The organism is Sphingomonas sp. jy18 (assembly GCF_056931895.1).
Map to the genome: position 1 here is coordinate 79,506 of NZ_JBXPBT010000006.1, position 26,327 is coordinate 105,832.

29 protein-coding genes, 1 tRNA gene and 1 pseudogene are annotated in these 26,327 nt (G+C 67.0%); 13 read left to right on the forward strand and 18 right to left on the reverse strand.

What is annotated here, in order from left to right; genetic code table 11:
- The first annotated feature begins 23 nt into the window (after positions 1-23).
- From AC0QC4_RS13985 to AC0QC4_RS14025, 9 genes are all read left to right on the forward strand, one after another.
- Positions 24-108 (forward strand) — tRNA-Leu (locus AC0QC4_RS13985).
- Positions 109-174: 66 nt separating this feature from the next.
- A complete protein-coding gene (locus AC0QC4_RS13990) occupies positions 175-807 on the forward strand; it encodes a hypothetical protein (protein WP_483660522.1) in 633 nt (210 codons plus the stop codon).
- Between the two features lie 13 nt (positions 808-820).
- Positions 821-1,216: a hypothetical protein gene (locus tag AC0QC4_RS13995; RefSeq protein ID WP_483660523.1), complete on the forward strand. Its 396-nt coding sequence runs from the start codon at positions 821-823 to the stop codon at positions 1,214-1,216.
- Between the two features lie 155 nt (positions 1,217-1,371).
- The gene (rpsU, locus tag AC0QC4_RS14000; protein WP_483660524.1) at positions 1,372-1,578 is read left to right on the forward strand and encodes a 30S ribosomal protein S21; all 207 of its coding nucleotides are present in this window, start codon (positions 1,372-1,374) and stop codon (positions 1,576-1,578) included.
- A gap of 81 nt (positions 1,579-1,659) precedes the next feature.
- Positions 1,660-2,463 (forward strand): FKBP-type peptidyl-prolyl cis-trans isomerase, encoded by an 804-nt coding sequence (locus AC0QC4_RS14005; protein ID WP_483660525.1) that lies wholly within the window; start codon positions 1,660-1,662, stop codon positions 2,461-2,463.
- A 78-nt stretch (positions 2,464-2,541) separates the two neighbouring features.
- A complete protein-coding gene (locus AC0QC4_RS14010) occupies positions 2,542-3,099 on the forward strand; it encodes an FKBP-type peptidyl-prolyl cis-trans isomerase (RefSeq protein WP_483660526.1) in 558 nt (185 codons plus the stop codon).
- A gap of 10 nt (positions 3,100-3,109) precedes the next feature.
- Positions 3,110-3,313, forward strand: a complete 204-nt coding sequence (thiS, locus tag AC0QC4_RS14015; RefSeq protein ID WP_483660527.1) for a sulfur carrier protein ThiS — start codon at positions 3,110-3,112, stop codon at positions 3,311-3,313.
- A gap of 119 nt (positions 3,314-3,432) precedes the next feature.
- A complete protein-coding gene (locus AC0QC4_RS14020) occupies positions 3,433-4,215 on the forward strand; it encodes a thiazole synthase (protein WP_483660528.1) in 783 nt (260 codons plus the stop codon).
- 64 nt (positions 4,216-4,279) lie between these two features.
- On the forward strand, positions 4,280-4,462 hold the full coding sequence (locus AC0QC4_RS14025; RefSeq protein WP_483660529.1) for a CsbD family protein: 183 nt from the start codon (positions 4,280-4,282) through the stop codon (positions 4,460-4,462).
- 217 nt (positions 4,463-4,679) lie between these two features.
- On the opposite strand, the gene yghU is transcribed toward AC0QC4_RS14025, so the two are convergent.
- Both yghU and AC0QC4_RS14035 read right to left on the reverse strand, forming a co-directional pair.
- Complete coding sequence (gene yghU, locus AC0QC4_RS14030) at positions 4,680-5,555, reverse strand: glutathione-dependent disulfide-bond oxidoreductase (protein ID WP_483660530.1); 876 nt, start codon at positions 5,553-5,555, stop codon at positions 4,680-4,682.
- A 148-nt stretch (positions 5,556-5,703) separates the two neighbouring features.
- Positions 5,704-6,243 carry a (2Fe-2S)-binding protein gene (locus AC0QC4_RS14035; RefSeq protein ID WP_483660531.1) on the reverse strand — a complete coding sequence of 180 codons (540 nt, stop codon included), beginning with the start codon at positions 6,241-6,243 and terminating at the stop codon, positions 5,704-5,706.
- Positions 6,244-6,585: 342 nt separating this feature from the next.
- Here AC0QC4_RS14035 and AC0QC4_RS14040 point away from each other — a divergent pair, with 342 nt between their 5' ends.
- Complete coding sequence (locus AC0QC4_RS14040; RefSeq protein WP_483660532.1) at positions 6,586-6,918, forward strand: Mpo1-like protein; 333 nt, start codon at positions 6,586-6,588, stop codon at positions 6,916-6,918.
- On the opposite strand, the gene AC0QC4_RS14045 is transcribed toward AC0QC4_RS14040, so the two are convergent.
- Positions 6,915-7,481 carry a chlorite dismutase family protein gene (locus AC0QC4_RS14045; protein WP_483660533.1) on the reverse strand — a complete coding sequence of 189 codons (567 nt, stop codon included), beginning with the start codon at positions 7,479-7,481 and terminating at the stop codon, positions 6,915-6,917. The genes AC0QC4_RS14040 and AC0QC4_RS14045 overlap by 4 nt on opposite strands.
- Positions 7,482-7,534: 53 nt before the next feature.
- On the reverse strand, positions 7,535-8,656 hold the full coding sequence (locus tag AC0QC4_RS14050; RefSeq protein ID WP_483660534.1) for a beta-ketoacyl-ACP synthase III: 1,122 nt from the start codon (positions 8,654-8,656) through the stop codon (positions 7,535-7,537).
- Between the two features lie 164 nt (positions 8,657-8,820).
- Between AC0QC4_RS14050 and AC0QC4_RS14055 the strand changes: the two genes are divergently transcribed.
- The gene (locus AC0QC4_RS14055; RefSeq protein ID WP_483660535.1) at positions 8,821-9,372 is read left to right on the forward strand and encodes a hypothetical protein; all 552 of its coding nucleotides are present in this window, start codon (positions 8,821-8,823) and stop codon (positions 9,370-9,372) included.
- A 25-nt stretch (positions 9,373-9,397) separates the two neighbouring features.
- On the opposite strand, the gene AC0QC4_RS14060 is transcribed toward AC0QC4_RS14055, so the two are convergent.
- The 7 genes from AC0QC4_RS14060 to hisG form a co-directional block, all read right to left on the reverse strand.
- Positions 9,398-10,285 (reverse strand): transcriptional regulator, encoded by an 888-nt coding sequence (locus tag AC0QC4_RS14060; RefSeq protein WP_483660536.1) that lies wholly within the window; start codon positions 10,283-10,285, stop codon positions 9,398-9,400.
- The gene (locus tag AC0QC4_RS14065) at positions 10,282-11,517 is read right to left on the reverse strand and encodes a GNAT family N-acetyltransferase (RefSeq protein WP_483660537.1); all 1,236 of its coding nucleotides are present in this window, start codon (positions 11,515-11,517) and stop codon (positions 10,282-10,284) included. Before AC0QC4_RS14065 ends, AC0QC4_RS14060 begins: the two co-directional genes overlap by 4 nt.
- Before the next feature lie 156 nt (positions 11,518-11,673).
- Complete coding sequence (locus AC0QC4_RS14070) at positions 11,674-13,818, reverse strand: sodium-translocating pyrophosphatase (RefSeq protein WP_483660538.1); 2,145 nt, start codon at positions 13,816-13,818, stop codon at positions 11,674-11,676.
- A gap of 378 nt (positions 13,819-14,196) precedes the next feature.
- A complete protein-coding gene (thiL, locus tag AC0QC4_RS14075) occupies positions 14,197-15,084 on the reverse strand; it encodes a thiamine-phosphate kinase (RefSeq protein ID WP_483660539.1) in 888 nt (295 codons plus the stop codon).
- A 111-nt stretch (positions 15,085-15,195) separates the two neighbouring features.
- Positions 15,196-15,672 (reverse strand): transcription antitermination factor NusB, encoded by a 477-nt coding sequence (gene nusB, locus AC0QC4_RS14080; RefSeq protein ID WP_483660540.1) that lies wholly within the window; start codon positions 15,670-15,672, stop codon positions 15,196-15,198.
- Positions 15,673-15,811: 139 nt separating this feature from the next.
- Positions 15,812-17,095: a histidinol dehydrogenase gene (gene hisD, locus AC0QC4_RS14085; protein ID WP_483660541.1), complete on the reverse strand. Its 1,284-nt coding sequence runs from the start codon at positions 17,093-17,095 to the stop codon at positions 15,812-15,814.
- The gene (gene hisG / locus AC0QC4_RS14090) at positions 17,095-17,736 is read right to left on the reverse strand and encodes an ATP phosphoribosyltransferase (protein WP_483660542.1); all 642 of its coding nucleotides are present in this window, start codon (positions 17,734-17,736) and stop codon (positions 17,095-17,097) included. The genes hisD and hisG overlap by 1 nt, the downstream gene beginning before the upstream one ends.
- 39 nt (positions 17,737-17,775) lie before the next feature.
- Here hisG and AC0QC4_RS14095 point away from each other — a divergent pair, with 39 nt between their 5' ends.
- On the forward strand, positions 17,776-18,852 hold the full coding sequence (locus tag AC0QC4_RS14095) for a DUF2332 domain-containing protein (RefSeq protein WP_483660543.1): 1,077 nt from the start codon (positions 17,776-17,778) through the stop codon (positions 18,850-18,852).
- Positions 18,853-18,987: 135 nt separating this feature from the next.
- Here AC0QC4_RS14095 and AC0QC4_RS14100 read toward each other — a convergent pair whose 3' ends face one another.
- The 4 genes and pseudogenes from AC0QC4_RS14100 to AC0QC4_RS14115 form a co-directional block, all read right to left on the reverse strand.
- The gene (locus AC0QC4_RS14100; RefSeq protein WP_483660544.1) at positions 18,988-19,908 is read right to left on the reverse strand and encodes an alpha/beta fold hydrolase; all 921 of its coding nucleotides are present in this window, start codon (positions 19,906-19,908) and stop codon (positions 18,988-18,990) included.
- On the reverse strand, positions 19,905-20,273 hold the full coding sequence (locus tag AC0QC4_RS14105; RefSeq protein ID WP_483660545.1) for a nuclear transport factor 2 family protein: 369 nt from the start codon (positions 20,271-20,273) through the stop codon (positions 19,905-19,907). The genes AC0QC4_RS14100 and AC0QC4_RS14105 overlap by 4 nt, the downstream gene beginning before the upstream one ends.
- A 100-nt stretch (positions 20,274-20,373) precedes the next feature.
- Positions 20,374-21,708, reverse strand: coding sequence for an ABC1 kinase family protein (locus AC0QC4_RS14110; protein ID WP_483660546.1), 1,335 nt, complete (start codon positions 21,706-21,708; stop codon positions 20,374-20,376).
- Between the two features lie 59 nt (positions 21,709-21,767).
- Positions 21,768-22,534: pseudogene (locus AC0QC4_RS14115) on the reverse strand (IS5 family transposase).
- A gap of 90 nt (positions 22,535-22,624) precedes the next feature.
- On the opposite strand from AC0QC4_RS14115, the gene AC0QC4_RS14120 reads away from it, so the two are divergent.
- On the forward strand, positions 22,625-22,906 hold the full coding sequence (locus AC0QC4_RS14120) for a hypothetical protein (RefSeq protein ID WP_483660547.1): 282 nt from the start codon (positions 22,625-22,627) through the stop codon (positions 22,904-22,906).
- Positions 22,907-22,934: 28 nt separating this feature from the next.
- Here AC0QC4_RS14120 and AC0QC4_RS14125 read toward each other — a convergent pair whose 3' ends face one another.
- From AC0QC4_RS14125 to AC0QC4_RS14135, 3 genes are read right to left on the reverse strand one after another with little or no spacing between them, the layout of a single operon-like run.
- Complete coding sequence (locus tag AC0QC4_RS14125; protein ID WP_483660548.1) at positions 22,935-24,254, reverse strand: MFS transporter; 1,320 nt, start codon at positions 24,252-24,254, stop codon at positions 22,935-22,937.
- A 42-nt stretch (positions 24,255-24,296) separates the two neighbouring features.
- On the reverse strand, positions 24,297-25,004 hold the full coding sequence (locus AC0QC4_RS14130) for a hypothetical protein (RefSeq protein WP_483660549.1): 708 nt from the start codon (positions 25,002-25,004) through the stop codon (positions 24,297-24,299).
- Entirely contained in the window at positions 25,004-26,224 is a 1,221-nt protein-coding gene (locus tag AC0QC4_RS14135; protein ID WP_483660550.1) for an NADP-dependent isocitrate dehydrogenase, read from the reverse strand. Before AC0QC4_RS14135 ends, AC0QC4_RS14130 begins: the two co-directional genes overlap by 1 nt.
- Between the last annotated feature and the right edge of the window lie 103 nt (positions 26,225-26,327).

Consider the following 26,327-nt stretch of genomic DNA (forward strand, 5'->3'; position numbering starts at 1 on the left):
CGCCTCGCTCGACCCACGGACATGCCCCTGTGGTGAAATTGGTAGACGCGTCCGACTCAAAATCGGATGCCGCAAGGCGTGCTGGTTCGAGTCCGGCCAGGGGCACCAATCCGGGTCAAGCCGCTGCAGGGCAGGCGGCTTTTCCTCCACGGCACTTTGCGCGATGGTGCGGCGATGCCGGCACCGACTCGCCCCCTCGTCTCAGACCCGCGCCGCGCGCGCGACCCCGGCCTTAGGCGCAGCCAGTTCGGGCGGGTGGTGTGGATCGAGTGCCCGCAATGCGACGGGCCGGCAACCAACAGCGGCCGTGGCGCCCACTGCCGCCGTTGTGGCTATATGACTGTCCAGCGGCGCGGCTGCGAAAGCGCGTCGTGGGGGCGCATCGCACTCGACAATCCGCTGTGCAGCCATTGCCGGGGCCCGCTGCCGCAGCGGGCGATGCCGACCGCGCGCATGGTCGATGGCAAGATGAAGTTGCGCGTCCGCTGCCCCGCCTGTGGCAAGACCGTAGACTATCCCGCCAGATATGCCTTCCCGCCGGAGGGCCCGGGCGGCGGCCTGATCTGGCGGCCGCTCTATCTGCGCACGCAGGTCAGCGGGCATGAGTTGGCGGTCGACAATCTCGCGCATCTCGACGCGCTCGAAGCGTGGCTCGGCGCATCGCTGCGGGAGCGCGGGCCGGTCGCCGGGCTGACGATGATGGCGCGCCTGCCCCGCTGGATGAAGACGGCCACGATGCGGCCCAAGATCATACGGGCGCTGCGCCATTTGCGAGCGCGGGCGCAGCAGGCGGGTATCGAAGAATGAACGGAGCCAGCCGATGACGCTCGATACGCTGTTGCGCGCGGCCTATGGCGCCAACATCCTGATCCTGCTGCCGGTGGTCGCGACGCTGGCGCGCGCCGACAGCACGGCAACTATCTTCGGGCCGGCGGTGCCGGAATCGCCGGGGCTGCGCTTGCTGGTCGCTGCCTTGTGGTGCGGCATCATGGTCGCCTCCGCGCTAGGCCTGTTCGCGCCGCGCGCCTTTGCCGGCGTGCTGGTGCTGCAGGTGGTCTACAAGGCGCTGTGGCTCGGCCTGTTCATCGTGCCGCTGTGGCGCGCTGAGGGCGCGGCGGCGGTGCCGTGGGGCCCGGTCGTGCCCTTTGCCCTGATCGTTCTGCTATGGCCGCTGCTCATCGCGGCACTGTGGCGCGCAGGCCACTGGTCCGCGTGAATGCGTGCCGAAATGCTTGAAGTTCCGGGCGGAGCTTGCTAACGGCCCGGTAGCGACGCGAAGGGATTCGCGGCGAACCATGGATTATTGCCGGTGCTGTTGAGCTGCCGGATGGCGGCTCCGGCCTTCAACAGACAAGGATAAGTGGCGGTTTTATGCAGATTGTCGTTCGCGAAAACAACGTAGACCAGGCGCTGCGGGCCCTGAAGAAGAAGCTGCAGCGTGAAGGCGTCTATCGCGAGATGAAGCTGCGTCGCCACTATGAAAAGCCCAGCGAAAAGCGCGCGCGTGAGCACGCCGCCGCCGTGCGCCGCGCCCGCAAGATGGAGCGCAAGCGCCTGGAGCGTGACGGCGTCCGCTAAGGATTGCGCAAAACCCGAATTTGGCGAAGGGCGGTTGTCGAAAGGCAGCCGCCCTTTCCTTTGGTTGCTGGAGTCGAAGCGATGCGCATGTTTTCTATTTGTCTGACGCTGCTGGCAGTGGCGCTGTCGGCCCCGACCAGCGCGCAGGACGCGCCTCCGTCCAGCCCCGCACCCACCGCGGCCGCGGCGCCATCGATAACGCTGGAGACGCTGACTCCTGGCACCGGCGCCACGCCGGGCGATAACGATGTGGTGCTGGTCAATTATCGCGGCACGCTGAGTGACGGGACGATGTTCGATGAAGCGCAGCGGACGATACTGCCGGTCGGGCGGTTGATTCCCGGCTTCACGCAGGGGCTCAAGCAGATGCGGGTGGGCGGATCCTACCGGCTGACCATTCCCGCGGAGCTGGGCTATGGACCGGCCGGTGCCGGGCCCATCCCCGGCAACAGCACGCTGGTCTTCACCGTCGATCTGCTCGATGCCGGGCCGCCGGAGCGTGCGCGCGCGATGGCCGGCCTGCCGTCGGTCGAGGTGCAGGCGATCGTGCCCGGCACGGGTCGGGTGCCGACCGCGGAGGAACTGGTGCTGGTCAACTACACCGGCCGGCTGCCCGATGGCACGGTGTTCGATAGCGGGCAGAGCGCGATCTTCTTCGTCAACCAGCTGGTGCCCGGATTCACGCAGGGGCTGCTGCAGATGCGCAGCGGCGGCCGCTATCGCCTGTTCATCCCCGCCGATCTTGCCTATGGCGCGCAGGGTGCCGGGCCGATCCCGCCCAACAGCGACCTGGTGTTCGAGGTAGAGCTGATCGCCACCAACCGCCTTGCCGAAATCGCCGGGATGATGCGACGGGCGGCGGCGGAAGCGAACGCCGCCCCATAGCCGCAGCGCTTGCGCCATCGGGCAGCTAGGCTATAGCCGCCGTCATCCCGTGCGACCGCCCGAGGGGGGAATGATCCTATGTCCGATGTTACCGCCGTTCCGCTTCGTCCCGTCAGCAAATCCGGCATCGCCGTGCTGTGGGTGGGGGTGTTGTTGCTGGTGATCGGCGCCGCTGCCTGGGCGATGACGCTGTCGCGCCAGCCGCAGATCGAGCTGACGGTGGTGCGTGCCGGGTCGGGGGCGATGGTGAGCGCCGACGATGTGGTGCTGATCAAATATGAAGGCCGTCTGCCCGATGGCACGGTGTTCGATTCGGCCGATCAGGCGCCGCTCGATGCCGGCAGCGTGGTGCCAGGCTTCTCGCAGGGGCTGCAGCGCATGCAGGTGGGCGGCAAATACACGCTCTTCATCCCGTCCGAGCTTGGCTACGGTTCGACCGGCGCTGGCGGCGTGATCCCGCCGGATACGGACATCACCTTCGATGTCGAAGTGCTCGACAAGCGCTCGCGCGCCGAAATCCAGGCGATGCAGCAGATGATGCAGCAAATGGGCGCAGGCGGTCCGGGCGGCCCCGGCGGCGCGCCGGGCGGTGCCCCGGGGGCGGCTGCTCCGGGTGGTCCGCCGACCGGCCCGTGAGCGGCTGACGATGCTATCGATCACCCTAAACGGGGACCCGCGCAGCATCGCCGAAGGCACCAGCATCGCTGCGCTCGTGGCCGATATCGGGCTCAATCCGGCAAAGGTCGCAGTGGAGCGCAATCGGGAAATCGTGCCCCGCTCGACGCTGGCCGACGTGCTGCTGGCCGATGGCGATGTGCTGGAAATCGTGCATTTCGTCGGCGGGGGGTAACCAGAAACATTGCCTGTTTCGTCATTGCGAGCGCAGCGAAGCAATCCAGGGCGGCGCCGCGCGACTCTGGATTGCTTCGCGTTGCTCGCAATGACGGGCAAAACTCAAGGACTGTTACGATGCCCACCCCCTCCCCGGACACATGGACCGTCGCCGGTCGCACCTTCACCAGCCGCCTGATCGTCGGCACCGGCAAGTACAAGGATTTCGCGCAGAATGCCGCAGCGGTGGAAGCCGCGGGCGCGGAGATCGTCACCGTCGCGGTGCGGCGCGTCAACGTCTCCGATCCGGCCGCGCCGATGCTCACCGACTTCATCGATCCGAAGAAGGTCACCTATCTGCCCAACACCGCCGGCTGCTTCGATGCCGACAGCGCGATCCGCACGCTCCGGCTGGCGCGCGAGGCGGGCGGCTGGGACCTGGTCAAGCTGGAGGTGCTGGGCGAGGCAAAGACGCTCTACCCCAATATGCGCGAGACGCTGCACGCCACCGAGGTGCTGGCCAAGGAAGGGTTCCTGCCGATGGTCTATTGCGTCGATGACCCCATCGCCGCGAAGCAGCTGGAGGATGCGGGCGCCGTGGCGATCATGCCCCTCGGCGCGCCGATCGGTTCGGGGCTGGGCATCCAGAACCGCGTCACCATCCGGCTGATCGTCGAGGGCGCGCGCGTGCCGGTGCTGGTCGACGCCGGCGTCGGTACCGCCAGCGATGCGGCGGTGGCGATGGAACTGGGCTGCGACGGCGTCCTCATGAATACCGCGATTGCCGAGGCGAAGGCCCCGATACTGATGGCGCAAGCGATGAAATCGGCGGTCGAGGCCGGCCGGATGGCCTATCTTGCCGGACGCATGAGCACCCGCAAATATGCCGATCCCAGCAGCCCGCTCGCCGGGCTGATCTGACCATATCGGGAACGATCGTAGCCCTCGGTTGTTTATTGCAAGTATCAACCGAAAGGACACGATCATGGGTGAATTCACCGACAAGGCCAAGGGCCTCGCCAACGAAGCCGCTGGCAACGTCAAGCAGGCCGCTGGCAAAGCCACCAACGACGCCGACCTGCACGCACGCGGTGTCGCTCAGGAACGCAAGGGCGAAGCCCAGAACGTCAAGGGCAGCGTCAAGGGCGCGCTCGGCGACAAGGTCTGACGCCTGACACAGCCCAATGAAGAGGCCGCCGGAGCGATCCGGCGGCCTTTTTGCTGCACAAGGTGGCCCGACATAACTGGCAGAGCGCATCCTCCCCTTCAGGGGAGGTGGCCGCGAAGCGGTCGGAGGGGCCGGCGCGGCGTTCCGAGCGGCTCAGAACGCCGCTCCGGCCCCTCCGTCTCGCCTGCGGCGATCCACCTCCCCTGCGGGGAGGCTGTTATCCCGCGGTCTCGATCTTATCCTGCGTCCTCAGCTCGAAATCGCTCGCATCGTGCCGTTCGTGGAGCTGGCTTGCCGGATCGCCCATCGTGCGGTTGACCATGCGGCCGCGCTTGACCGCGGGACGCTCGGCGATCTGGTCGGTCCACCGCATTACATTGGTATATTCGTGGACGGAGAGGAACTCCGCCGCACCATAGACCAGGCCCTTCACCAGCGCGCCATACCAGGGCCAGATCGCCATGTCGGCAATGCTGTAATCCGCGCCGGCGACATATTCCGACTCGCCCAGCCGGATATCGAGCACCGAGAGCTGGCGCTTCACCTCCATCGCATAACGGTCGATCGGATATTCGAGCTTCACCGGTGCATAGGCATAGAAATGGCCGAAGCCGCCGCCGAGGATCGGGGTCGCGCCCATCTGCCACATCAGCCAGTTGAACACCTCGGTCCGCGCCGGGCCCGAGGCAGGGAGGAAGGCGCCGAACTTCTCGGCGAGATAGACGAGGATCGACCCGCTCTCGAACACCCGCACAGGTTCCGGCCCGCTGCGGTCGCACAGCGCGGGGATCTTGCTGTTGGGGTTGATGTCGACGAAGCCCGAACCGAACTGGTCGCCATTCATGATATTGATCAGCCAGGCGTCATATTCCGCGCCGCTATGCCCCAGCGCCAGCAGCTCCTCGAGCATCACCGTCACCTTGACGCCGTTGGGTGTACCCAGCGAGTAGAGCTGCAACGGATGCTTGCCGACCGGCAATTCCTTGTCCGCCGTCGGCCCGGCGATAGGCCGGTTGATGCTCGCGAAGCGGTGGGTGGCGTCGCGGTTCCATGTCCAGACGGCGGGCGGGGTGTAGTCGGCGGCGTCGGTCATGGATTCGCTCCCTTCATGCTATGCCTTCTCCCAATACCCGACCACCCTGAGCTTGTCGAAGGGCTGTCCTTCGCTTGTGCGAGGTAGCAAGCAAGAAGGGCAATCCTTTGACAAGCTCAGGATGGTCGGAGCCAGGAATTGCGACGTTCTACCGCTTCGGCACCAACGCCGGAACCTCGCGCGCCGCATCCGCCGGCCTGATCCCCGGCGGCGGGGCGGCGTCGCCGCGTTCCTCGCCGTCGCGGATGCGGATGGCGCGGCGGATGGCGGGTTTGACGCGGGGGTAGATGCCGCAGCGGCAGATGTTGGTGATCGCCGCCTCGATCTCGGCATCGCTCGGGTCGGGGGTTTTCTTGAGGAGGACGCTGATCGCCATGATCATGCCCGGCTCGCAAAAGCCGCACTGGGTCACCTGCTCGGCGACCCATGCCTGCTGCACCGGGTGGCTGCGGTCGGGGGAGAGCGCCTCGATGGTGGTAACGAACCGCCCCTCGCAATCGGCGATGCTGATCTGGCAACTGGCCAGCGCCTCGCCATCGACATCGACAATGCAGGCCCCGCATTCGCCGGTGCCGCAGCCATATTTGGTCCCCGTCAGGTTGGATGCATCGCGCAGCGCCCACAGCAGCGGCGTCGCCGGGTCCATGCGGTAGCGCACCGGGCGGCCGTTGACGGTGAAGGCGGTCATGGCACGATCCCTAGGGTCAGAACCCACTAAATGCGCGTTCGAGGCGGTGAAATGGCGAAGATATCGGGTTCAGGTGGCCGCCGCGGGTGGTGGTTCCACCTGCAAGGCCGCTTGGAGCCGAGATCGAAGCCATTTCGCCGCCCCGCAGGGGTTCGACCCATTTTGTCCATGGCTGCGTCGGCAAGTCTTGAAATATCGACATATTCCTTCGCTTTGCCTCCTCGCCCTGAACAAAATGGCCTCGAACCTCGAGCGCGCATTTAGTGGGTTCTGACCCTAGCGGCGGACTGGCGCGTTGCCAACCGGCGCCGCGACGCTACGATAGCGGGGAAGGAGGACGGCATGGCCGATCGCACCATTTCCAGCTTCGCCGAATTCTGGCCCTATTATCTGCGCGAGCATGGCAAGCCGCTGACGCGCGGCCTGCATTATGCGGGGACCAGCCTGCTCGTCGCCATCGCGCTGTATGCGCTGGCAACGCAGCGCTGGGGGCTGCTGATGCTGCTGCCGGTCGCGGGCTATGGCTTTGCCTGGGCTGCGCATTTTCTGGTCGAGCGCAACCGCCCAGCGACCTTCACCTATCCGCTGTGGAGCCTCGCCGGCGATTTTCGCATGTGGGCGCTGTGGCTGACCGGGCGGCTGGGGCCGCATCTGGAGCGGGCCGGACTGCGCTAGGGCTCCTGACCCTGGCTGTCGCTGCGAACCAGCCGGATGTCGACTTCCCGCGAGACGTAGCGCCACTCCTCGCTCGCGCGCAGGCGGACCAGCAGCTTGTCGAACGCCGTCTCATGCTCGGGCGCATATTCGAACCAGGTGAGGAAATCGAAGGTCTCGCCCAGATCGCGGCCATGGTGCAGGCGGCGGGCGATTTCGGGCAGATACTCCATGCCGATCGGCGTGTGCTGCGCGGCGCGGTAGATCGCCAGCCGCTCGTCCTGTGCCAGATCCCACCAGTCTTGCGACTTGGAAATGGGGATCAGCGCGGCGTGGCGCGCCTCGCTGCGCCCCAGGCCGGACTGGCTGGCGCGCAGATCGGCCCGCTCGCCCGCAGTGGTGTAGCGCAGGTTGCTGATCGCACCGGCCAGGTCCCAGGCGGCATCGGGCACCGGCGCGGCGCCGATCCGTACCGCCATGTGGCTCGCCGCGGGCAGGCTGTCCCCGGTCACCGCCGTGATGCTGCGCACCGCCCATTCGCCGCTGTCGCCGCCGGTGAAGCGGATGATGTTCTCGCTCGCCATGCCCAGTCGCTAGCGCAGGCCGGGCAGCCGGTCTTGCGCGATGTTGCCTTGGCTCAGCCGACCTTGCGCACGAATACGCAGCCCGCCGAATAGCCCGCTCCGAACGAGCAGATCAGTCCGGTATCGCCGCTTTCGAGATCCGCATTATGCTGGTGGAAGGCGATGATCGACCCGGCGCTGCTGGTGTTGGCATAGCTGTCGAGCACCGTCGGGCTCTCGTCCTCGCTCGCCTCATGGCCGAACACCTTGCCGGCGATCAGCCGGTTCATGTTGGCATTGGCCTGGTGCAGCCAGGTGCGCCGGATGCTGCCGTGCGGCAGGCCCAGCTTCTCCATCTCGGCGAGGATCATGGCCGAGACCATCGGCACCACTTCCTTGAACACCTTGCGGCCTTCCTGGACGAACAGCTTGTCCGCGTCGTCGCGGCCTTCGGGCGCGGTGCGGTTGAGGAAGCCGAAATTGTTGCGGATATTGTTGGAAAAGACGGTCTTCAGCTTGGTGCCGACGATGTCCCAGTGCTGCGCGGGGGCGATGTCGACGCTTTCGACCAGGATGGCAGTGGCGACATCCCCGAAGATGAAGTGGCTGTCCCGGTCGCGCCAGTTGAGGTGGCCGGAGGTGATCTCCGGATTGACCACCAGCACGCTTCTGGCGTGGCCCGCACGGATGAAATCGGCGGCGGTCTGGATACCGAAGGTGGCGGAGGAGCAGGCGACATTCATGTCGAAGCCAAAGCCCTCGATGCCCAGCGCATCCTGAATTTCCACGGCTACTGCGGGATAGGCGCGCTGCAGGTTGGAACAGGCACACAGCACCGCATCGACATCGGCCGGGTCGCGCCCGGCGCGCTCCAGCGCCTGCAGACAGGCCTTGACGCCGATTTCGGCGAGGATGGCCAGCTGGTCATTGGGTCGTTCCAGATCGCGCGGACGCATCACGGCGGGGTCGAGCACCCCGGCCTTGTCCATCACGTGCCGCGCCTTGATACCGCTCGCCTTCTCGATGAACTCGACCGAGCTCGGCTCCAGCGCCTGGACGGTTCCGGCTGCGATCGCCTCGGCATGCTCGGCATTGTGCTGCGCCACATAGGCGTTGAAACTCGCGACCAGCTCCTCGTTCGAAATGCTGTCGGGCGGGGTGTAGAGGCCGGTGGCCGAGATGACGGGGTGCGACATGCGCCGCTGATTAGCGGCAAGGCGGGGTCAGGGCAAACCACATCGTTGCAGCCGCAGCAGATGCGACGAAGCGCAAACAGGGTTAATTGCCGGGAAAGACTTTCCGTGCAATCTTGGCCTCGGGGATGGGAAAGGACGACACAGGTACAGACGAGGGGCAAGGTATGACCATCGGCAACCAGCGTAAACCCGGCGACATGGCGATTGCGGAGATGCGGGAATTCGCCAGCTTCCCGTCGCGCACGCAGCGGTATATCCGCCGCAGCCTCGATATCGGGCTGCAACGCGGCGATGCGGTGGCGCTCTGGTCGCGCGATGTCGTCGAGGAAGCGGGCATCCGCGTGCAGGCCAAGATCTACGAGCGCCTGCCCGATGTGCGTGAGGCGATCCCCGACGACAGCGGGCTTGACCATGTCGAGCCGTTCATGGGCGGTCTCGTCCGCCTGTCCGCCTTCGATCTGGGGCAGGACCGGCTGCACAGCTTTTCCGCCTATCGCTTCCTCTATGAGCGGCTGCTGGGTGCGGGCGCGCGTCCGTGGTTGCCGGGTGCCTTCTGCGCGGCGGCGGCCCTGCCGCACATCCACCCGTCCAAGCGCAAGGATCTGCTGCAGTCGATCGGCGAAAGCGCGGCAACCGCAGCGGGCTGGTCGGCGCGAGAGCCTGCCTTCTATCCGGCGTGGGTCGACAAGATCGACGACAGCCGCCCCGCGAACTGATCGCGGGGACAGGCCCGGCCGCCACCTATCCGACCAGCCCGAGTTTGCGCGCCGCACGCCACGCCAGCGTCTTGGCGCGGGCGTGGCGCGGCCAGCGCGGCGGTGCCTTGGGGCTGAAACCGCGTGCGCGCAGCCAGCGGTTGGCGCCATGCGCCTCGCTCTCGCGATAGCTCCATTCCGAACGCCAGGTGATCGACAGCGAAATCGACGGCTCCGGCCCGTTCCTGACATAATGCGGCGCCATCACCGGCATCAGCACCGCCTTGCCCGGGGTCAGATGCGCGACAAATTCCTGCCCGTCGAACGCATCCGACCAGGGCAGGCCGCGGTGGCCGCCGGCATGATAGCGCTCATGTTCGGGCTGCGGGGCAAAGCGCGGATCGGCGGCGGGCCAGACGTGCATGTCCTTGGTGCCCTGCAACTGCAGCAGGATGTTGTGCTCCGGGTCGAAATGATAGGGCGTCATCGATCCGGGGCTGGAAATGAAGATATAGCCCTGCAGCGTCAGCATTGGCCCGGTGCGCGGCGCGACGGTATCGTCGAGCTCGGCGAGCAGATCGCGGATCAGCGCGGCATAGGCTGGCACCGCCTCGACATTCTTCAGCACCGCCCAGCTCCGGTTTTCGGCGATGGTGCGGATGGTGTCGCCGATGCCGAGCCCGTTGGCCGGGGCATCGTCGGGCATGGTGCCGACGCCGATATCGGCACGATTATACTCGATCGAAGTCGCCGGCAGCGCCTCGCCCAGTTGCGCCAGCGCCTCCAGCGTCAGCAGCGGATGGTCGCGCAGGCCATGGTCGAGGATGGCCGGATCGTTGGGATAGGCGGCGGCGATCGTGGCGCGCGCATCGGGGCCGAAGCAGGGCAGGGCGCTGCCTCCGGCAAAGCTGGCGGCGGAATGCGGGGCGGTCATGCGTCGTCTTCCTCTCGGGCAATCGGTGGCGCCTTGCTGGCCGTGCGCCGGGCCTTGACGCTGCGCCACGCCGCGGCGGCGGTCTGGGCGGCCTGCCACAGCAGCCGGTTGGCCGCACCGGGCAGCGGCATCGACAGGCTGACGATGGTGCGGCGCTCGCGCCACAGGCTGTCGATCATCGGATGGTCCTCGGCCGCGCAACTGTCGATGAAGGCGAGCTTGCGGCTGGTCAGCAGCGCCAGGCTTTCCCGCTGCAACAGCACGCCGGGGGAGAAACGCGCGAAACGCTCGTCGAAGGCCGTCTTGAACGAAAAGCCGGCCCGACCCGAAACCAGCGTGATCAGCATGGCAATCGCGCGTCCGTCGATCCTGAGCGCGGTGAGCAGCACCTTGCCCTCGGCCCAGCCGGCCGCCATCGCCTCGCTGAAGAAGGCGCGGGTATCGGCGTTGCTCGCCAGCGCCGAGCCATTGGCGCCTTTCCAGCCACTGGCTTCGAGCGCGAGAAACTCGGCGATCCAGCCGGACGGATCGCCGCCGCCGTCGCGCTGCTCGACGCTCAGCGTGCCTTCCTCGCCCAGCCGCGCCCATTGGCGGCGCAACTCCTTGCGCTTCTTGGCGCGCACCGCGGCATCCCAATAGGCGTCGGCATCGAGATCGGTCGCCAGCATCGCGCGCACCGTGCGCGCCTCGACCATCGTCGGCAGACCCAGCGCTGCGGCAGCGGCGATCAGGCCGGCATGCAGTGCGCTGCCCTCCACCAGCCCGTCGGCCATCAGCGCCCGGCTGGCCGGGAACAGCGACGGCGCCTGTGTCAGCACGCCCTGCCACATCGCCTGCTCCTGGCCCGCGGCTGCGGACGCCGGCGACAGAAAGCTGTTGGGGTGCGACCAGGTGGCCAGCGTCGGCAGCGGCAGCCGCCCCAGCTTCGGCTGGGCGATCAGCGGCACCAGCCCGACAGGCGCGCCGTCGTGCCCGAGCACCTGCGCGACCTTGACCACCCGCCCGGCATCGCAATGGCGCAGCCCGGGTCCGAGCAGCCACGGCTCTGCGAAGACATTGGCATCGTGGCCCGGTGCGATGGGCGACCACGCCGCACGCGCGGCCATCTCGGCCCCCGCGAGAAGGGTCAGCGCCGCTGCCGGCTGGTCTGCCTCCGCAGGACCAGGGCACGGCGCCACCGGCACCGCCGCGTCATCGTCGACGCCCAGAGACATGGTAACGCTGCCGTCCATGCCAGCGCCATAGCGCGGCGCGGTGAACAATTCATTCCCGACGTACTGGCGTTGCGCAGGGGCACAGGACAGAAAAAACCCCGGCGGATTGCTCCGCCGGGGTAATGTATATTGATCGATGAGAGCGACCGGCACCATCGGCGCCGGCGGTCCGGATCAGCCGTGCGCCAGTGCCGCGAGCAGCAGGATGGCGACGATGTTGGTGATCTTGATCATCGGGTTCACGGCAGGGCCGGCGGTGTCCTTGTAGGGATCGCCCACGGTATCGCCGGTCACGGCGGCCTTGTGGGCTTCGCTGCCCTTGCCGCCGTGGTTGCCGTCCTCGATATACTTCTTGGCATTGTCCCACGCGCCGCCGCCCGAGGTCATCGAGAGCGCGACGAACAGGCCGCCGACGATCACGCCCAGCAGCAGGGCACCGAGCGCGGCGAAGCCTTCGGCCGGCGATGCCACTTGGGCGATGATGAAATAGACCGCGATCGGCGCCAGCACCGGCAGCAGCGAGGGGATGATCATTTCCTTGATCGCTGCCTTGGTGACGAGGTCGACGGTGCGGGCATAGTTGGGCTTCGACGCGCCGGTCATGATGCCGCTGTCGTTGGCAAACTGGTCACGGACGTCCTTGACCACCTCACCCGCAGCGCGGCCGACCGCCGTCATGCCCATTGCCCCGAACAGATAGGGCAGCAGTGCGCCGAGCAGCAGCCCGACGATGACATAGGGGTTGGACAGGCTGAAATCGACCGCAGCCGTGCCATCGACATTGGTGCCAAGGCCGAGACGTCCGGCGAAGGCGTTGAGGTCGGTGGTGTAGGCGGCGAACAGCACCAGCGCGGCGAGGCCGGCCGAACCGATGGCATAGCCCTTGGTCACGGCCTTGGTGGTGTTGCCCACCGCGTCGAGCGCGTCGGTCTTTTCACGGACCGAATCGTCGAGACCGGCCATTTCGGCAATGCCGCCGGCATTGTCCGTCACCGGGCCATAGGCATCGAGCGCGACGACCATGCCGGCCAGCGCCAGCATGGCGGTGGCCGCGAAGGCGATGCCGATCAGGCCGGCGATCTGGAAGGTGGCGACGATGCCGATGACGATCACCAGCGTCGGCAGGGCGGTCGCCTCGAGGCTGATCGCCAGACCCTGGATGACGTTGGTGCCGTGGCCGGTTTCGGACGCCTTGGCGATCGAGCGGACCGGGCGGTAGTTGGTGCCGGTGTAATATTCGGTGATCCACACGATCAGGCCGGTGATGACCAGACCGATCATCATGCACCAGAACAGGCCCATGCCGGTGAAGCCCTTGGCACCGCTGATGTCGTCGGCACCGATCACGGCGTTCATGTCCCCCAGCGCATAGCCGGTCGCCCACCAGATGGCAGGGATGGACAGGACTGCGGTGAGCAGGAAGCCCTTGTACATCGCGCCCATGATGTTGGTGCCGCCGCCCAGACGCACGGCATAGGTGCCGATGATCGAGGTGATGATGCAGACGCCGCCGACCAGCAGCGGCAGGCTCATCAGCGGGACCAGCAGCGCGCCGAGCGAGGCACCGAGCAGCAGCGCGACGAGGACCATGGTCGCACCGATGGTGACGACATAGGTTTCGAACAGGTCGGCGGCCATGCCTGCGCAGTCGCCGACATTGTCGCCGACGTTGTCGGCGATCACGGCGGGGTTGCGGGGATCGTCTTCCGGAATGCCGGCTTCGACCTTGCCGACGAGGTCGGCGCCGACGTCCGCGGCCTTGGTGAAGATGCCGCCGCCCAGACGCGCGAAGATGGAGATCAGCGAGGCACCGAAGGCCAGCGCGACGAGGCCGTCGACGACGATACGGTCATTGGCGGCGTTGCCCGCCACCTCGACCAGATACCAGAAGAAGCCGGCGATCGCGAGCAGCGCCAGGCCGGCGACCAGCATGCCGGTGATGGCACCGGCGCGGAACGCCATGGTCAGGCCCGACTGCAGACCCGTCTGCGCCGCTGCAGCGGTGCGAACGTTGGCGCGGACGGAGATGTTCATGCCGATGAAGCCGGTCGCGCCGGACAGCACCGCGCCGAGCACGAAGCCGATGGCGGAGGTCAGGCCGAGCGGCGAGATGGCGAGGACGACCGCGGTGACCACGCCGACGATGGCGATGGTGCGATACTGACGGCCGAGATAGGCCTGGGCGCCTTCCTGGATGGCGGCGGCGATTTCCTGCATTTTGGCATTACCGGCCGGGGCGCGGAGCACCTGCTGGCTGGTAATGATGCCATAGAGCACGGCGACAAGGCCGAGCGCGATGGCGATCAAAGCGATAGACATGGGACCCAATTTCCTCCCGTTGATTTTGCGGTGCGTTCCGCGGGAAGGGTCTGTCGGGCGGGGGGCGCAAGCGCCCGCGTCCCGCACCGCGCCCCCTTGCGCGGATGCATCGGAGGCGGGCCTAAGGGGTTAAACCGGCAAGGGCAAGCAAAAGCGCGGATTTTGCGGATCGCGGCGAACGCCCATTGTTCCCTGCCCTTGCAGGAGAGCGACTCGTTTGCCGCCTGGAATCGAGGTCCGCATAAACACAACCGTCGCCCCGCACGTGATGCGGGGCTTGGCTTCCCTGGCAACGGCGCCAGACAAAGCCTTGCCCCCTATCAGGCCCGGGGCGACGAGATGGGGTAGGGCAATGCAGCGAACATCGCTTCCAGCTTGCTAATGCTGATAGCCCAACGCCTGTCCGCCCGGTGGCGCCATGCCATCGACCAGCAGGGGTGAGCGCTGCTGCGCCAGGACCGTGCCGATGCGCGTCGCCTCCACCGGCGGGCGGATGCCCGCGGGCAGGGTGAACAGCAGCTCGTAATCGTCGCCCCAGCGCATCGCGTCGCCGCGTAGCGCATCCGGCAGACCGGCGGCCACGGGCACCGCTGCGCTGTCGATGGCGATGGTCTTCGCACTCGCCTCGGCCATGCGCAGCGCGTCGAGCAGCAGTCCGTCGGACACGTCCATCATCGCCGTGACGTGGCGGGCCAGCGCGATGCCCTCGGCGACGCGCGGCACCGGGCGGCGAAAGCGGGCGAGCGCGGCGGCGGGCGCAGCGTCGCCGTCACGGTCCGCCTGATAGCCCAGCATTGCCGCGCCGATGCAGCCGGTGACCCACAGCGCATCATCCACGCGCGCGCCGCTGCGCGCCGGCACCGGGACATGGCTGGCGCGGCCGATGGCGGTCAGCCCGATGGCGCGCGTGGTGCTGGCGGCCGGCGCGCGCACCGTGTCCCCGCCCCATAGTGCGGCACCATGATGGTCGAGCGCCGCCACCAGCGCCTCGGCAAAGCGGCGGTCCCAGGCATCCTCGCCCAGCATGTGGCCCAGCAGCACGCCCAGCGGGCGTGCGCCTTTGGCGGCGAGGTCGGACAGATTGACCCCCACCAGCTTCCAGGCGACGTCGGCAGGGTCTGCGGTCAGCGGGAAATGCGTTCCGGCGACCATCATGTCATGGGTCAGCACCAGATCGCCCAGCACCGCGCAATCGTCCGCCAGCCCGCGTGCTTCGGGGGAGCAGGCGGCGGCGCGCAAGGCGGCGATGAAATCGGATTCGGTCATCGTACGCTGCCATTAATCGGGGACAGTCCCCGATTATGCCACCCACATCTTGTCCGAAGACTCATCGCTCGCCGTAATCGGGGACTGTCCCCGATTAATGGCATTTCGGCCTCAGCGCCCGGCATCCTTGGCCACCGCGTCGAGCAGGCCGTTGACGAACCCTGCATCCTTCTGGTCGTGGAAAGCCTTGGTCACGTCGACATATTCGCTGATCGCGGCAGCGGCCGGCACATCGGGCCGCGCGATCAGTTCATAGGCGCCGACGCGCAGCACCGCCTTCATCGACTTGTCGAGCCGCGGCAGCGACCATTTGGCGCTGAGCTTGGCAGCGATGGCGGCATCGACATCGGTCAGACGGGCGATGGTGCCGCGCACCAGATCGTCGAAGAAATCGACCTCGGCGGGCGGATATTCGGCCGCGTCGAAATCATCCTCGTCGATGGTGGTGCCCAGCCGGTGCTGATGGAATTCGTGCAGCAGTTGCGCGACCGGGGTCGCTTCCATGTCATGCTGGTACAGCGCCTGCACGGCGGCAAGGCGCGCGGCCGATCGGGCGGTGGAACGGGTGGCTTTGGCGGGGGAAGTCATGGCGGGGCCTTAGTGCGGGTTGGACAACGGGGCAATGCGGGACGTGTCCAGCCCGTAGCCCTGAGCTTGTCGAAGGGCGCCTTGCCGGATTGAGACGCGCCCTTCGACAAGCTCAGGGCTACGGACGAGACAGTTCGCGTTACAGCCTGAGCGCCACGCTCAATCCGTGCGCCGGCAGCCCCTCGGCCTTGGCCAGCGCCACCGCCGCCGGCCCGATCGCGTCCAGCGCGGCGCGGTCGAGCTTGAGGAAGCTGGTGCGCTTCATGAAATCGAGCACCGACAGGCCCGAGGCGAAGCGCGCACGCCTGCCGGTTGGCAGCACATGGTTGGGTCCGGCGACATAATCGCCGATCGCCTCCGGGGTCAGCCGCCCCAGGAAGACCGACCCGGCGTGCCGCACGTCGGCAAACAGGGCTTCGGCGTCCTCCACCGCCAGTTCGAGATGCTCGGCCGCCAGCCGGTTCACCAGCGGCATCGCCTCCGCAAAATCGCGCACGACGATGATCGCGCCGTTCGCATCCCATGCCGCACGCGCAACGGCGGCGGTCGCCAGCGTCGGGATGTGGCGTTCCACCGCCGCCGCCACCGCATCGGCAAAGGCCGCATCGTCGGTGAACAGGATCGACTGGCTGGTCGGGTCATGCTCGGACTGGCTCAGCAGGTCGGCGGCGATGATCGACGGGTCGTTGGCCGCATCGGCGACGACGACGATCTCGCTCGGCCCCGCCACCATGTCGATGCCGACCACGCCGTACAGCTGGCGCTTGGCTTCCGCGACCCAGGCATTGCCGGGGCCGGTGATCACGTCGACGGCACGGATGCGCTCCGTTCCATGCGCCAGCGCGGCAATGGCGTGCGCGCCACCGACACGCCAGATCTCGTCGACACCGGCGATGTCGGCAGCGGCGAGCACCAGCGGATTGACCTCGCCGTTCGGCGTCGGCGTCACCATCACCAGCCGCCCGACGCCCGCGACCCGGGCGGGAATCGCGTTCATCAGCACCGATGACATGTAAGCAGCGCGACCGCCGGGCACATAGACGCCTGCGGCATCGACCGCGCTCCAGCGGCTGCCCAGCGTCGCTCCGGCGGCATCGGTGAAGCGCTTGTCCTCGGGCTTCTGTCCGGCATGGAAGGCCGCGATCCGCTCGGCGGCGAGTTCGAGCGCGCTGCGCAGTTCCGGGTCGAGCGCCGCCCGCGCTGCCGCGCAAGCCTCGCGCGAGATGGTCCAGCCGGTCGCGTCGAGATCGAACCGGTCGAACTTCGCGGTCAGTTCCGCCAGCGCCGCATCGCCGCGCGCACGGACATCGGCGATGATCGCCGCGACATCGCTGGCGACCCCGGCATCGCTTTCGCGCCGGTCATCGACCAGCGCGTCGAACGCGGCGGCGAAACCGGCATCGGAGGTGGAGAGACGGAGCATCACGCCACCGCCGCCCGGAAGGCTTCGACCATCGCCGGAATGGCAGGGTTGAGCTTGAACGCCGCGCGGTTGACGATCAGCCGGGCGGAAACCTGGGCGATCACCTCGCGCTCCTCAAGGCCGTTTTCGATCAGCGTCCGTCCGGTCGAAACCAGATCGACGATGTGCGGGGCAAGGCCGAGCAGCGGCGCCAGTTCCATCGCGCCGTTGAGCTTGATGCATTCCGCCTGGATGCCGCGGCTGGCGAACCAGGCCCGGCTGATCGACGGATATTTGGTGGCGACGCGCACATGGCTGGCGCTGCCGTCGAAGGGCGCGGCATCTTTGGGGCTGGCCAGCGACAGGCGGCACAGGCCGATCTTGAGGTCGACCGGCGCATAGAGTTCCGAAAAGTCGAACTCGTCGATCACGTCCGAACCGACGATGCCGATGTGCGCCGCGCCATGCGCCACGAAGCTGGCGACATCGAAGGCGCGCACGCGGATGATGGCCATGTCCTCGCGCGTGGTATCGAACATCAGCGCCCGGCTCTTGGGATCGAAGAAGTCGTCGCCGGGGTGGACGCCGCCGGCGCGCAGCAACGGCAGCGCTTCGTCGAGGATTCGTCCCTTGGGGATGGCAAAAATCAGGCGGTCTGGCATGGTGCCGTGCACCTAGGGCGTGGGCAGGGAAACGGCAAGATGAGCGATCCGATGACAGCCGGTGCGATTCTCGATGACGGGCGCGTCGCGCTGGGCATCAATCTGCAGGCCGAACATTGCCGGCGCAACGATGCCCCGGTCACCGCGCGCATTGTCCAGGCCCAGATCGCGCTGATGGACAGCGACACCCGGTGCGGCGCGCGGCTGCGGGCATGGCCCGGCCTGCCGCTGGAGGATGCGCTGCCGTTGCGGCTGGCGGGCGGTTTCCATCACCTGCTGCTGACCGGCGCGGATGCACGGCTGGAGCAGGTCTATCGCGGAGAGGTGACCGATCAGGCGGCGATCGACGCAATCGTGCTGGCGGTCACCGCAGATCATGACGAACGGCTGCTCGGCTGGTTCGACAGCCCGCCGCAGACCAACGAGGCCGGCCGCTCGGCCAGCTTCATGGCCGGGCTGCTGTGGTTGTCGGGCCGCATCGGCCCGCGCTTCGAGCTCAACGAGCTAGGGGCAAGCGCAGGCATCAACACCATGATGGAGCGCTACGCCTATAACCTCGGCGGCGTCAGGGCAGGGCCGCCCGGGTCGCCGATGCAGATAACGCCCGAATGGCGCGGTGCGCCGCCGCCTGAGCATCCCGTCGAGATCATGGCGATCGAAGGCTGCGATCAGGCACCCATCGACCTTTCCGATCCCGCAGCGGCGCTCCGGGTCAAATCCTATGTCTGGCCAGAAAATGCGGAGCGTCTCGTCCGCATGGATGCGGCCATCGCGCTCGCTGCGCAACAGGCGCCGCGGCTGACACAGGCCGATGCCGCCGACTGGGTCGAGCAGCGACTCGCCGCGCCGCAGCCGGCCGGCGTGACCCGCGTCTTTCATCACAGCATCGTCTGGCAATATATTCCGGCCGACCGGCGGGAGCGTATCGCCGCGGCCATCGCTGCTGCCGGCGCGCAGGCCAGCGACGCGCGCCCGCTTGCCTGGATGATGCTCGAAACCAACCGCGAGACCTTCCGCCACGAACTGCGCATCCGCTTCTGGTCCGGCGCGGGCGACAGCGGCTGGCAGCTCCTCGGCGAAGCGCAGGCGCACGGCGCCTGGGTGGCGTGGTTCTAGAGGGTTCTAGCCCCAGAGCCTGTTCCTGATCGAGTTGAATCGTAACCGTAGCCCTGAGCTTGTCGAAGGGCGTTTATCGGCGAGGCGTGCTTCGACAAGCTCAGCACTACGGTTCGAACAGAAGAAGGACAGGCTCTAGTTGCTGTGACGTGCCGCACCGCGCGCCAGCCACCGCTCCATTGCTGCATTGACCGCATCCGGCGCTTGCCAGGGGACGAAGTGCCCGCAGTCGGCGACCGGCGCGACGGTCAGATCCTCGACCAGCGCGTCGAGCCCGTCGAGGTTGCAGGGCGGCAGCGCCAGATCGTCCATCGCCCAGATGACCAGCGTCGGGATGGTAAGGACGGGGAAGGGCCCTGCGGCAAAGGCCGGCATCGCCGCCGCCTCGTCGGGCGCCGGGACCAGCATCTGCGAGGCGCGATACCAGTTGAGCATCGCCTGCGCCGCGCCGGGCACCCGCCAGTCGGCCAGTTGGCGCGCACGCTCCTCCGCCTCCATCAGATCGCCGGCCTCCCACGCGACCGTGCGGGCCAGGAACCCCTCCAGTCCCAGCGCATCGACCAGCGCGACATTCTGCGGGTCGCGGAAGGCCCGCATATATTGACTGGCGGCGCGCTGGGCGGGGTCGTCGACCAGCTTGCGCTGAAAGATCACCGGGTGCGGCGCGTTGGCGATGATCGCCCGCTCCACCCGCCCGTTGCGCATGCCGTTGAGCGCGACGCTCCATGCAATCGCGCCGCCCCAATCATGGCCGACGATGGTGAAGCGCTCGATGCCCAGCGCGGTCGCCAGCGCGAAAATGTCGGCGGTCAGCTTGTCGGCGCTATAGCTGTCGACGCCCGCAGGCTTGTCCGACCGCGCATAGCCGCGCTGGTCGGGCGCGATGCAGCGATAGCGATCCGAAAAATGGCCAAGCTGGTGCCGCCAGGTGCGGTGCGATTCGGGAAAGCCGTGGAGGAAGATCAGCGCCTCCCCCTGCCGCGGCCCGATGTCGACCGTGTCGAGGCTGACGCCGGTCGCAAGGGCGACGCGCTGGAAAGGGAAATCCTGGCTCATTCGATGGGCAACCCGTGCATTTTGAGGAACGACAGCCGGTCCCAATAGCCGCGCTGGAACACGATCTGACCGCCACGCACGGTAAAAAATCCGCAACCCCTGAGGCCGACCGGGTCGCGCCACTCGAGCGCGCAGACGTCGCCTGCCTCGTGGATGGCCTCGACGATGCACACCATCGTCGCGCTCGCGAATTCGCGCTCGAACATCGCCTGGATCGCTGCCCGGCCGATCAATGGCTCCCAGATGACCTGATGATTGACCGCATCGTCCGCATAAAGCGCAGCGAGGCCGTCCGCGTCTGCGGCATTGAACCGCTCGACCCAGCGCTCCACGATGACCCTGGGGGTAATGTTTGTGCTATCCATGGCCGCCTGCTGGTCCCTCCCCTGCCGAGCCGACGCTGCCGTATGTCGCGGATCAGTGCAATGGCATCCGGCGCTCAGACGTGGTGCTCAGACGTCGCGCTCAGGCATGGCGCTCCAGCAAGGCGCGTACATCCACGCGCGCCTTCAGCCGGCTGGCCAGCAGGTAGATGCCGCCCAGCTTGCGCTGCACGAACAAGAGGTCGGCGGCGGGAGCGTGCCAGGCCTCGCGGTCGGTCGCGATGCGCATGCCCTGCTCGCGCATCGCGGCGACGAAGTCGGGTGCACCGAAATCGAACGGCCCGTCGCTGGCAAAGGGGGTGAGTGCGCCCGCAATCATCGCGTCGATGGCGGGGCGATGACGCGCCATCGCGGCGCTGCCGAACATGCCGTTGGCGAGCGCGGCTTCGCGTACCGCGACGACGTCCCCGGTCAGTGCGGCGGCGAACAGGCGGCGATACCCGTCACGCAGCGCCTCGGGGATGGCGCGCGCCGCGCCGAAATCGAGCAGCACGATCCGCCCGTCGCCGCCATCGGCCGCCGGCTGATAGCGATAGTTGGCAAAATTGGGGTCGGTCTGCATCACGCGGAAATCGAACAGTTCGCGCAAGGTCAGTGCGCACAGCAGGCTGACCACCCGGTCGCGGACCGCCTGCTCGGCATCGGTCAGGCTCTCGATCGGCCGCCCTTCGATGAAGCGCATCGCCAGGACATCGGGCCCGCTCAGCTCGGCATGCAGGGCAGGGACGATGAAATCCGCGTCGCCCGCCAGCAATTCGCCGAACAGGCGCAGGTACAGCCCCTCGCGCGCATAATCGGCCTCGTCGTGCAACTGCCGCTTCGCCTCCGCGAGCAAGGGGGCGATGTCGAGCGAAGGCGGCAGCAGGCGCGATGCACGCAGCAGTGTCGCGACATTGTCGACATCGCTGTCGATGCTCGCCTTGACGCCGGGATATTGCACCTTGATCGCCAGCCGCGTACCATCGGGCAGGGTGGCGCGATGCACCTGACCGATCGAGGCGGCGGCAAAGGCGCGTGCCTCGAACCGCAGGAAGCGCTTGCGCCAGCCCTTGCCCCAGTGCCGGTCGAGCACTTTCATCAACTGCTCGGGGGGCATGTGCTGCGCTTCGGCGCGCAGCCGGGCAAGGATGTCGGTCAACTCGCGCGGCAGGAACTCCCCGGCGTCGAGCGACAGCATCTGCCCCAGCTTCATCGCCGCGCCGCGCAGATGCGCGAGCTGGTCGGTGACACGGCGCGCGTTGGCCGGGGTCAGGATCAGGTCGTCGAGCCGTGGCCGCTCGCCATCCGCCAGCCGCCGCACCCCTTCCGCCACCATGCCCGCACCGATGCCCGCCGCCATGCCGCCGAACCGGGCAAGGCGGGAGAGGCGGCCGGACGGAACGGCGCGACCGGGCGAAGCGGGTGGGGAGGATGTCATCCTGCCTATATAGGGTGCCGCCACCGCCCCTGCTTAGCTGGACCTTGGCCCTATGGCGCCTAGGCTGTAGACTCATAAACGCGCAGCCACAGTCGTATCGAGGCGAGTTGGACCATGGCAAGGAAGTTGTCGGCCAGCTTGTCGTAACGGGTTGCCACCCTGCGGAAGTGCTTCAGCTTGGAGAAGAAGCGCTCGATCAGGTTGCGCTCACGGTACAGCCAGGTGCTGAAGTACGGTTTTGACCGGCGGTTCGACTTGGGCGGGATATTGGCGAACGCCCCTTTTTGACGGAGAGATGCTCGGATGCGGTCGGCGTCGTAAGCCTTGTCTGCAAGTACGATTGTTCCAGCACCGACAAGGTCAAGCAGATCGTCAGCCACTTGCCCGTCGTGGCTTTGCCCAGCGGTCAGTCTAAGCCGGATTGGGAGACCTTGCCCGTCGACGACCGCATGGATTTTGGTCGTGAGCCCGCCTCGGGAACGACCGAGACAATGATCTCGATCCCCCTTTTTGCCGTCGCGGCCTGTTGGTGGGCGCGAACGGAAGTGCTGTCGATCATCTGAATGTCGCCATTGTGTGCGGCGGTGATGGCATCCATCATCCGGTCCCATACCCCGGCTTTTCGCCATCACACGAAGCGATTATAGCAAGTCGTGCGTGGGCCATAGCGTTCCGGTAAATCGCGCCACGGCGCACCGGATCGCAACACCCAAAAAATACCGTTCAGCACACGACGATCATTGACGCGCGGCACGCCTCTGGGTTTGTTGGGCAGCAGCGGCTCGATCACGCGCCACTCGAAGTCGGTCAGATCATATCGGCTCATATGGCCGCTGAATCAGAAACCTCCGCAAAAGAAAAGACAGAGCATTCCTGACTGAGATTGGTATGCTGCGACAACGCCATGGATCACTCGATGCTGCCCGAACCTCTCAACACAGAACTCGCCAATCTGATGGATGAGTTGCTACGTCCCCCGAGCGGCGACGAACTTGCTGGCGGATGGCAACCGGCGCTGAAAATACGATGGGCAGACTGGTTTATCGTATTCCGCACCAACCTTGAGACGGGAGAAGAAACGCCTCCAGGGTGGGGTATTCTGCGAGCCATGGACTTCGATGGTGTATCAGATACCCCGCTGGCAAAGCGCGCAAGTCGGATTGGACGCCTCGTCGACGAATGGAAAAGCGCGAGGTAGCAGACCCATCAGTTTATGAGTTCACGGCCTAATCTTCCCACACCGGCGCCGCCCTGCGCCGGGGATCGCGGACGCGCAGCAGCAACAGCGTCATGGCAGAGAAGGTCAGCGCCGCCGCCGCGCCGAGCAGCAGATCGCTGCTCGCCCACAGCAGGATCAGCCCGCCGGCGAGCGGTGCCAGCGCGGAGACCCCGCCTTCGACCATCGTCGACAGCGCGATCCGCATCGGCAGATCTTCCCGGTCGCCGAATTCGAGCACCATCGTCTGCGCGCTGAGGCCATAGCCGGCGCTGCCGATGCCGAAGGCGGCAAAGGCCGCCACCACCATCCATGGCGCCGTGCCGAATTCGAGCAAGGCCAGCCCGGCCAACGTGATCGCAAGGCTGGCGATCATCGTCGCGCGATACCCCACCTTGTCGCCCATCACCCCCCAGGCGAGGTTGGACAGCGTGTCCGCGCCAAGGAAAGCAAAGCTGAGCAGGCCGATCGTCGCGCCATCCAGCGTCATCGCCGATCCGCTGCCACCTGCCGCACTGGTGGCGATCAGGATATAGAATGGCGCGGCAATCCGCCCGGCCATCGCCAACGCCTGCGCGACCATGAACCAGCGATAGTCATGGTCGGCGAGCAGCGCCGGCACGTCGCGCAGCCGCTCGCGCACCCCGGTTTCGGGCCGCACCGCCGGCGCATCGGGCTCGACCACGCCGAACTGCAGCGCGGCCAGCCCCAGGGAGGTCAGCACGAAGGCGAACAGGAAGGTGGTGGCATAGCCATTGCCGAGCGCATTGGCATCGATCAGATATTTGCCCGCGACATAGGACAGCGCCGCCGCCACCGCCCCGCCCATCAGGTTGCGCGCGCCCTGCAGCCGCCCGCGCCGGTCGGTCGGGATCAGCTTGGAAATCACCATCTGGAAGGCGACGCGCTGCATGCCGTTGAACAGGCCCAGCGCCAGCAGGCACAGCAACGTCGTCGCCACCAGCATCCACCCGCCCAGCAGATAGCCGGACACCGCCACCCCCAGCACGGCAAGCCGCATGCAGGTGCCATAGCGGATCGCGGCAGGCAGGATGCGCTTGCGATGTTCGAGCGCAGCGGCGCTCCACAAGGGCGAGGCGACCAGCCCCAACTGGATCAGCGCCTGCCCCAGCCCGACGATGAAGGCGCTGCCGGAGATGAGCTGCAGATAGGCGGGCAGCAGCGTCGGCGCATAGATGATGCGAAAGCCCGTCATGCCCAGCATGCCGTGGGTGAAGTTGGCGATCATGTTGCGCCTGAGATTCGCCTCCACCTCGGCGGCAAATTGCGCTTCGCGTGCGGCGCGGGAAGGCGGGGCGGCATCGGCCATGCGCGCAGCCATGGCCGCGCTGCTCAATCGACGCAAGTTGCCCTAGCGAAAGGTCACGACAACCGGCACATCGTTGCCGATCGCGCTATCGTGCAGCAGCGGCCGGTAGGCCGAGCCGTCCGGTCGCACGGCAAACGCCGTCGCCCCGGCGGTGGCCGTGGCGACCGGCTGCTCGCTGCGATACCAGATCGCCACCCGGCGGCTGCCGCATCCACCCACCGCACCGAAGGCCATCCGCTGGAACAGGCTGAACTGGTTGTTGGCGAACGCCCAGAACACCCGGCACAGCAGACGCGCATCGCCCATCCGGTAGCGGCTGTCCCCGCCGCCAGGGGAAAAGGTCAGCGGCCGGATCCGGATCTGGCGTCGCCCGGCATTGGTCTGCAGCCGCCAGTCGCCGGACAGGATGGTCTCCGCCGGCAAGCTGAACTCGCCGGCAGCATTGACGGGTATGTCGATCCGCTGGTCGCCGCTCGCCAGCCGCACGGTCAGGCCTTCCGCCGCAGACGCCGGAATGACTCGCCACCGCAGGGTGGCATCGGGCGCGAATTCGCCACGATGCTGCGCAAAGGCCCGCACCGCGTCGCGCAGTTGATCCGCCGTCAGCCGATAGCCGGTCGCCCCCATCCCGGTGACGACAATGTCTTCGCCGTCCGCCACATCGGCTGCCTGCTCGGCCTGCCCGGACGGTTGCGCGTCCGCGATGGCCGGCATCGTCAGCGCCGCCAGCAGCAGGGCGGCAGCCCGCATTACTGCCAGCTGCCCATCTCGGCTTCGAGGTTGACGCGGATGCTCTCGAAGAACTGCTCGGTGGTCTGCCACTTCTGGTCGGGGCCGATCAGGATGGCGAGGTCCTTGGTCATGTCGCCATTCTCGACCGTCTTGATGCACACCCGCTCCAGCGTCTCGGCAAAGCGCACCACGTCGGGCGTCTCGTCGAACTTGCCGCGATAGGAAAGGCCCTGCGTCCAGGCGAAGATCGAGGCGATCGGGTTGGTGCTGGTCGCCTTGCCCTGCTGGTGCATGCGATAGTGGCGGGTGACTGTGCCGTGTGCGGCCTCGGCTTCCACCGTCCTGCCGTCGGGGCTCAGCAGCACCGAGGTCATCAGGCCCAGCGAGCCGAAGCCCTGCGCCACCGTATCCGACTGCACGTCGCCGTCGTAATTCTTGCAGGCCCACACGAACTTGCCGTTCCACTTCAGCGCGGAAGCGACCATGTCGTCGATCAGTCGATGCTCGTAGACAGTGCCGGCTGCGGCGAACTTGTCCTTGAATTCATTGTCGAACACTTCCTGGAACAGGTCCTTGAAGCGGCCGTCATAGGCCTTGAGGATGGTGTTCTTGGTCGACAGGTACAGCGGCCAGCCGCGCCCCGACGCATAGTTCATGCAGGCGCGGGCAAAATCGGCGATCGAATCGTCGAGGTTGTACATGCCCATCGCCACGCCGGCGCTGGGGAACTGGAACACCTCTTCATCGATGGTCGTGCCGTCGTCGCCTTCGAACACCAGCCGCAGCTTGCCGGGGCCGGGCACGCGGAAATCGGTGGCCTTGTACTGGTCGCCGAACGCATGGCGGCCGACCACGATCGGGTCGGTCCAGCCGGGCACCAGGCGGGGCACATTCTTGATGACGATCGGCTCGCGGAAGACGACGCCGCCCAGGATGTTGCGGATGGTGCCGTTCGGCGATTTCCACATCTTCTTGAGGCTGAATTCCTCGACGCGGGCTTCGTCCGGGGTGATGGTCGCGCACTTCACGCCGACGCCATGTTCCCTGATGGCGTTGGCGGAATCGACCGTCACCTTGTCGTTGGTGGCATCGCGGTGCTCGATCGACAGGTCGTAATACTTCAGGTCGATGTCGAGATAGGGCAGGATCAGGCGCTCGCGGATCCATTCCCAGATGATCCGCGTCATTTCGTCGCCGTCGAGCTCGACGACCGGATTTTTCACCTTGATCTTCGCCATAGCGTCTGTGCCTTCTCGATTGTCCCCGGGGAGGGGCCCCTGTGCCGGGGCAATTGACTGATGGTGCTGTGGCCGGGCCTTAGGCAAAGCGCAGGCCAAGTGC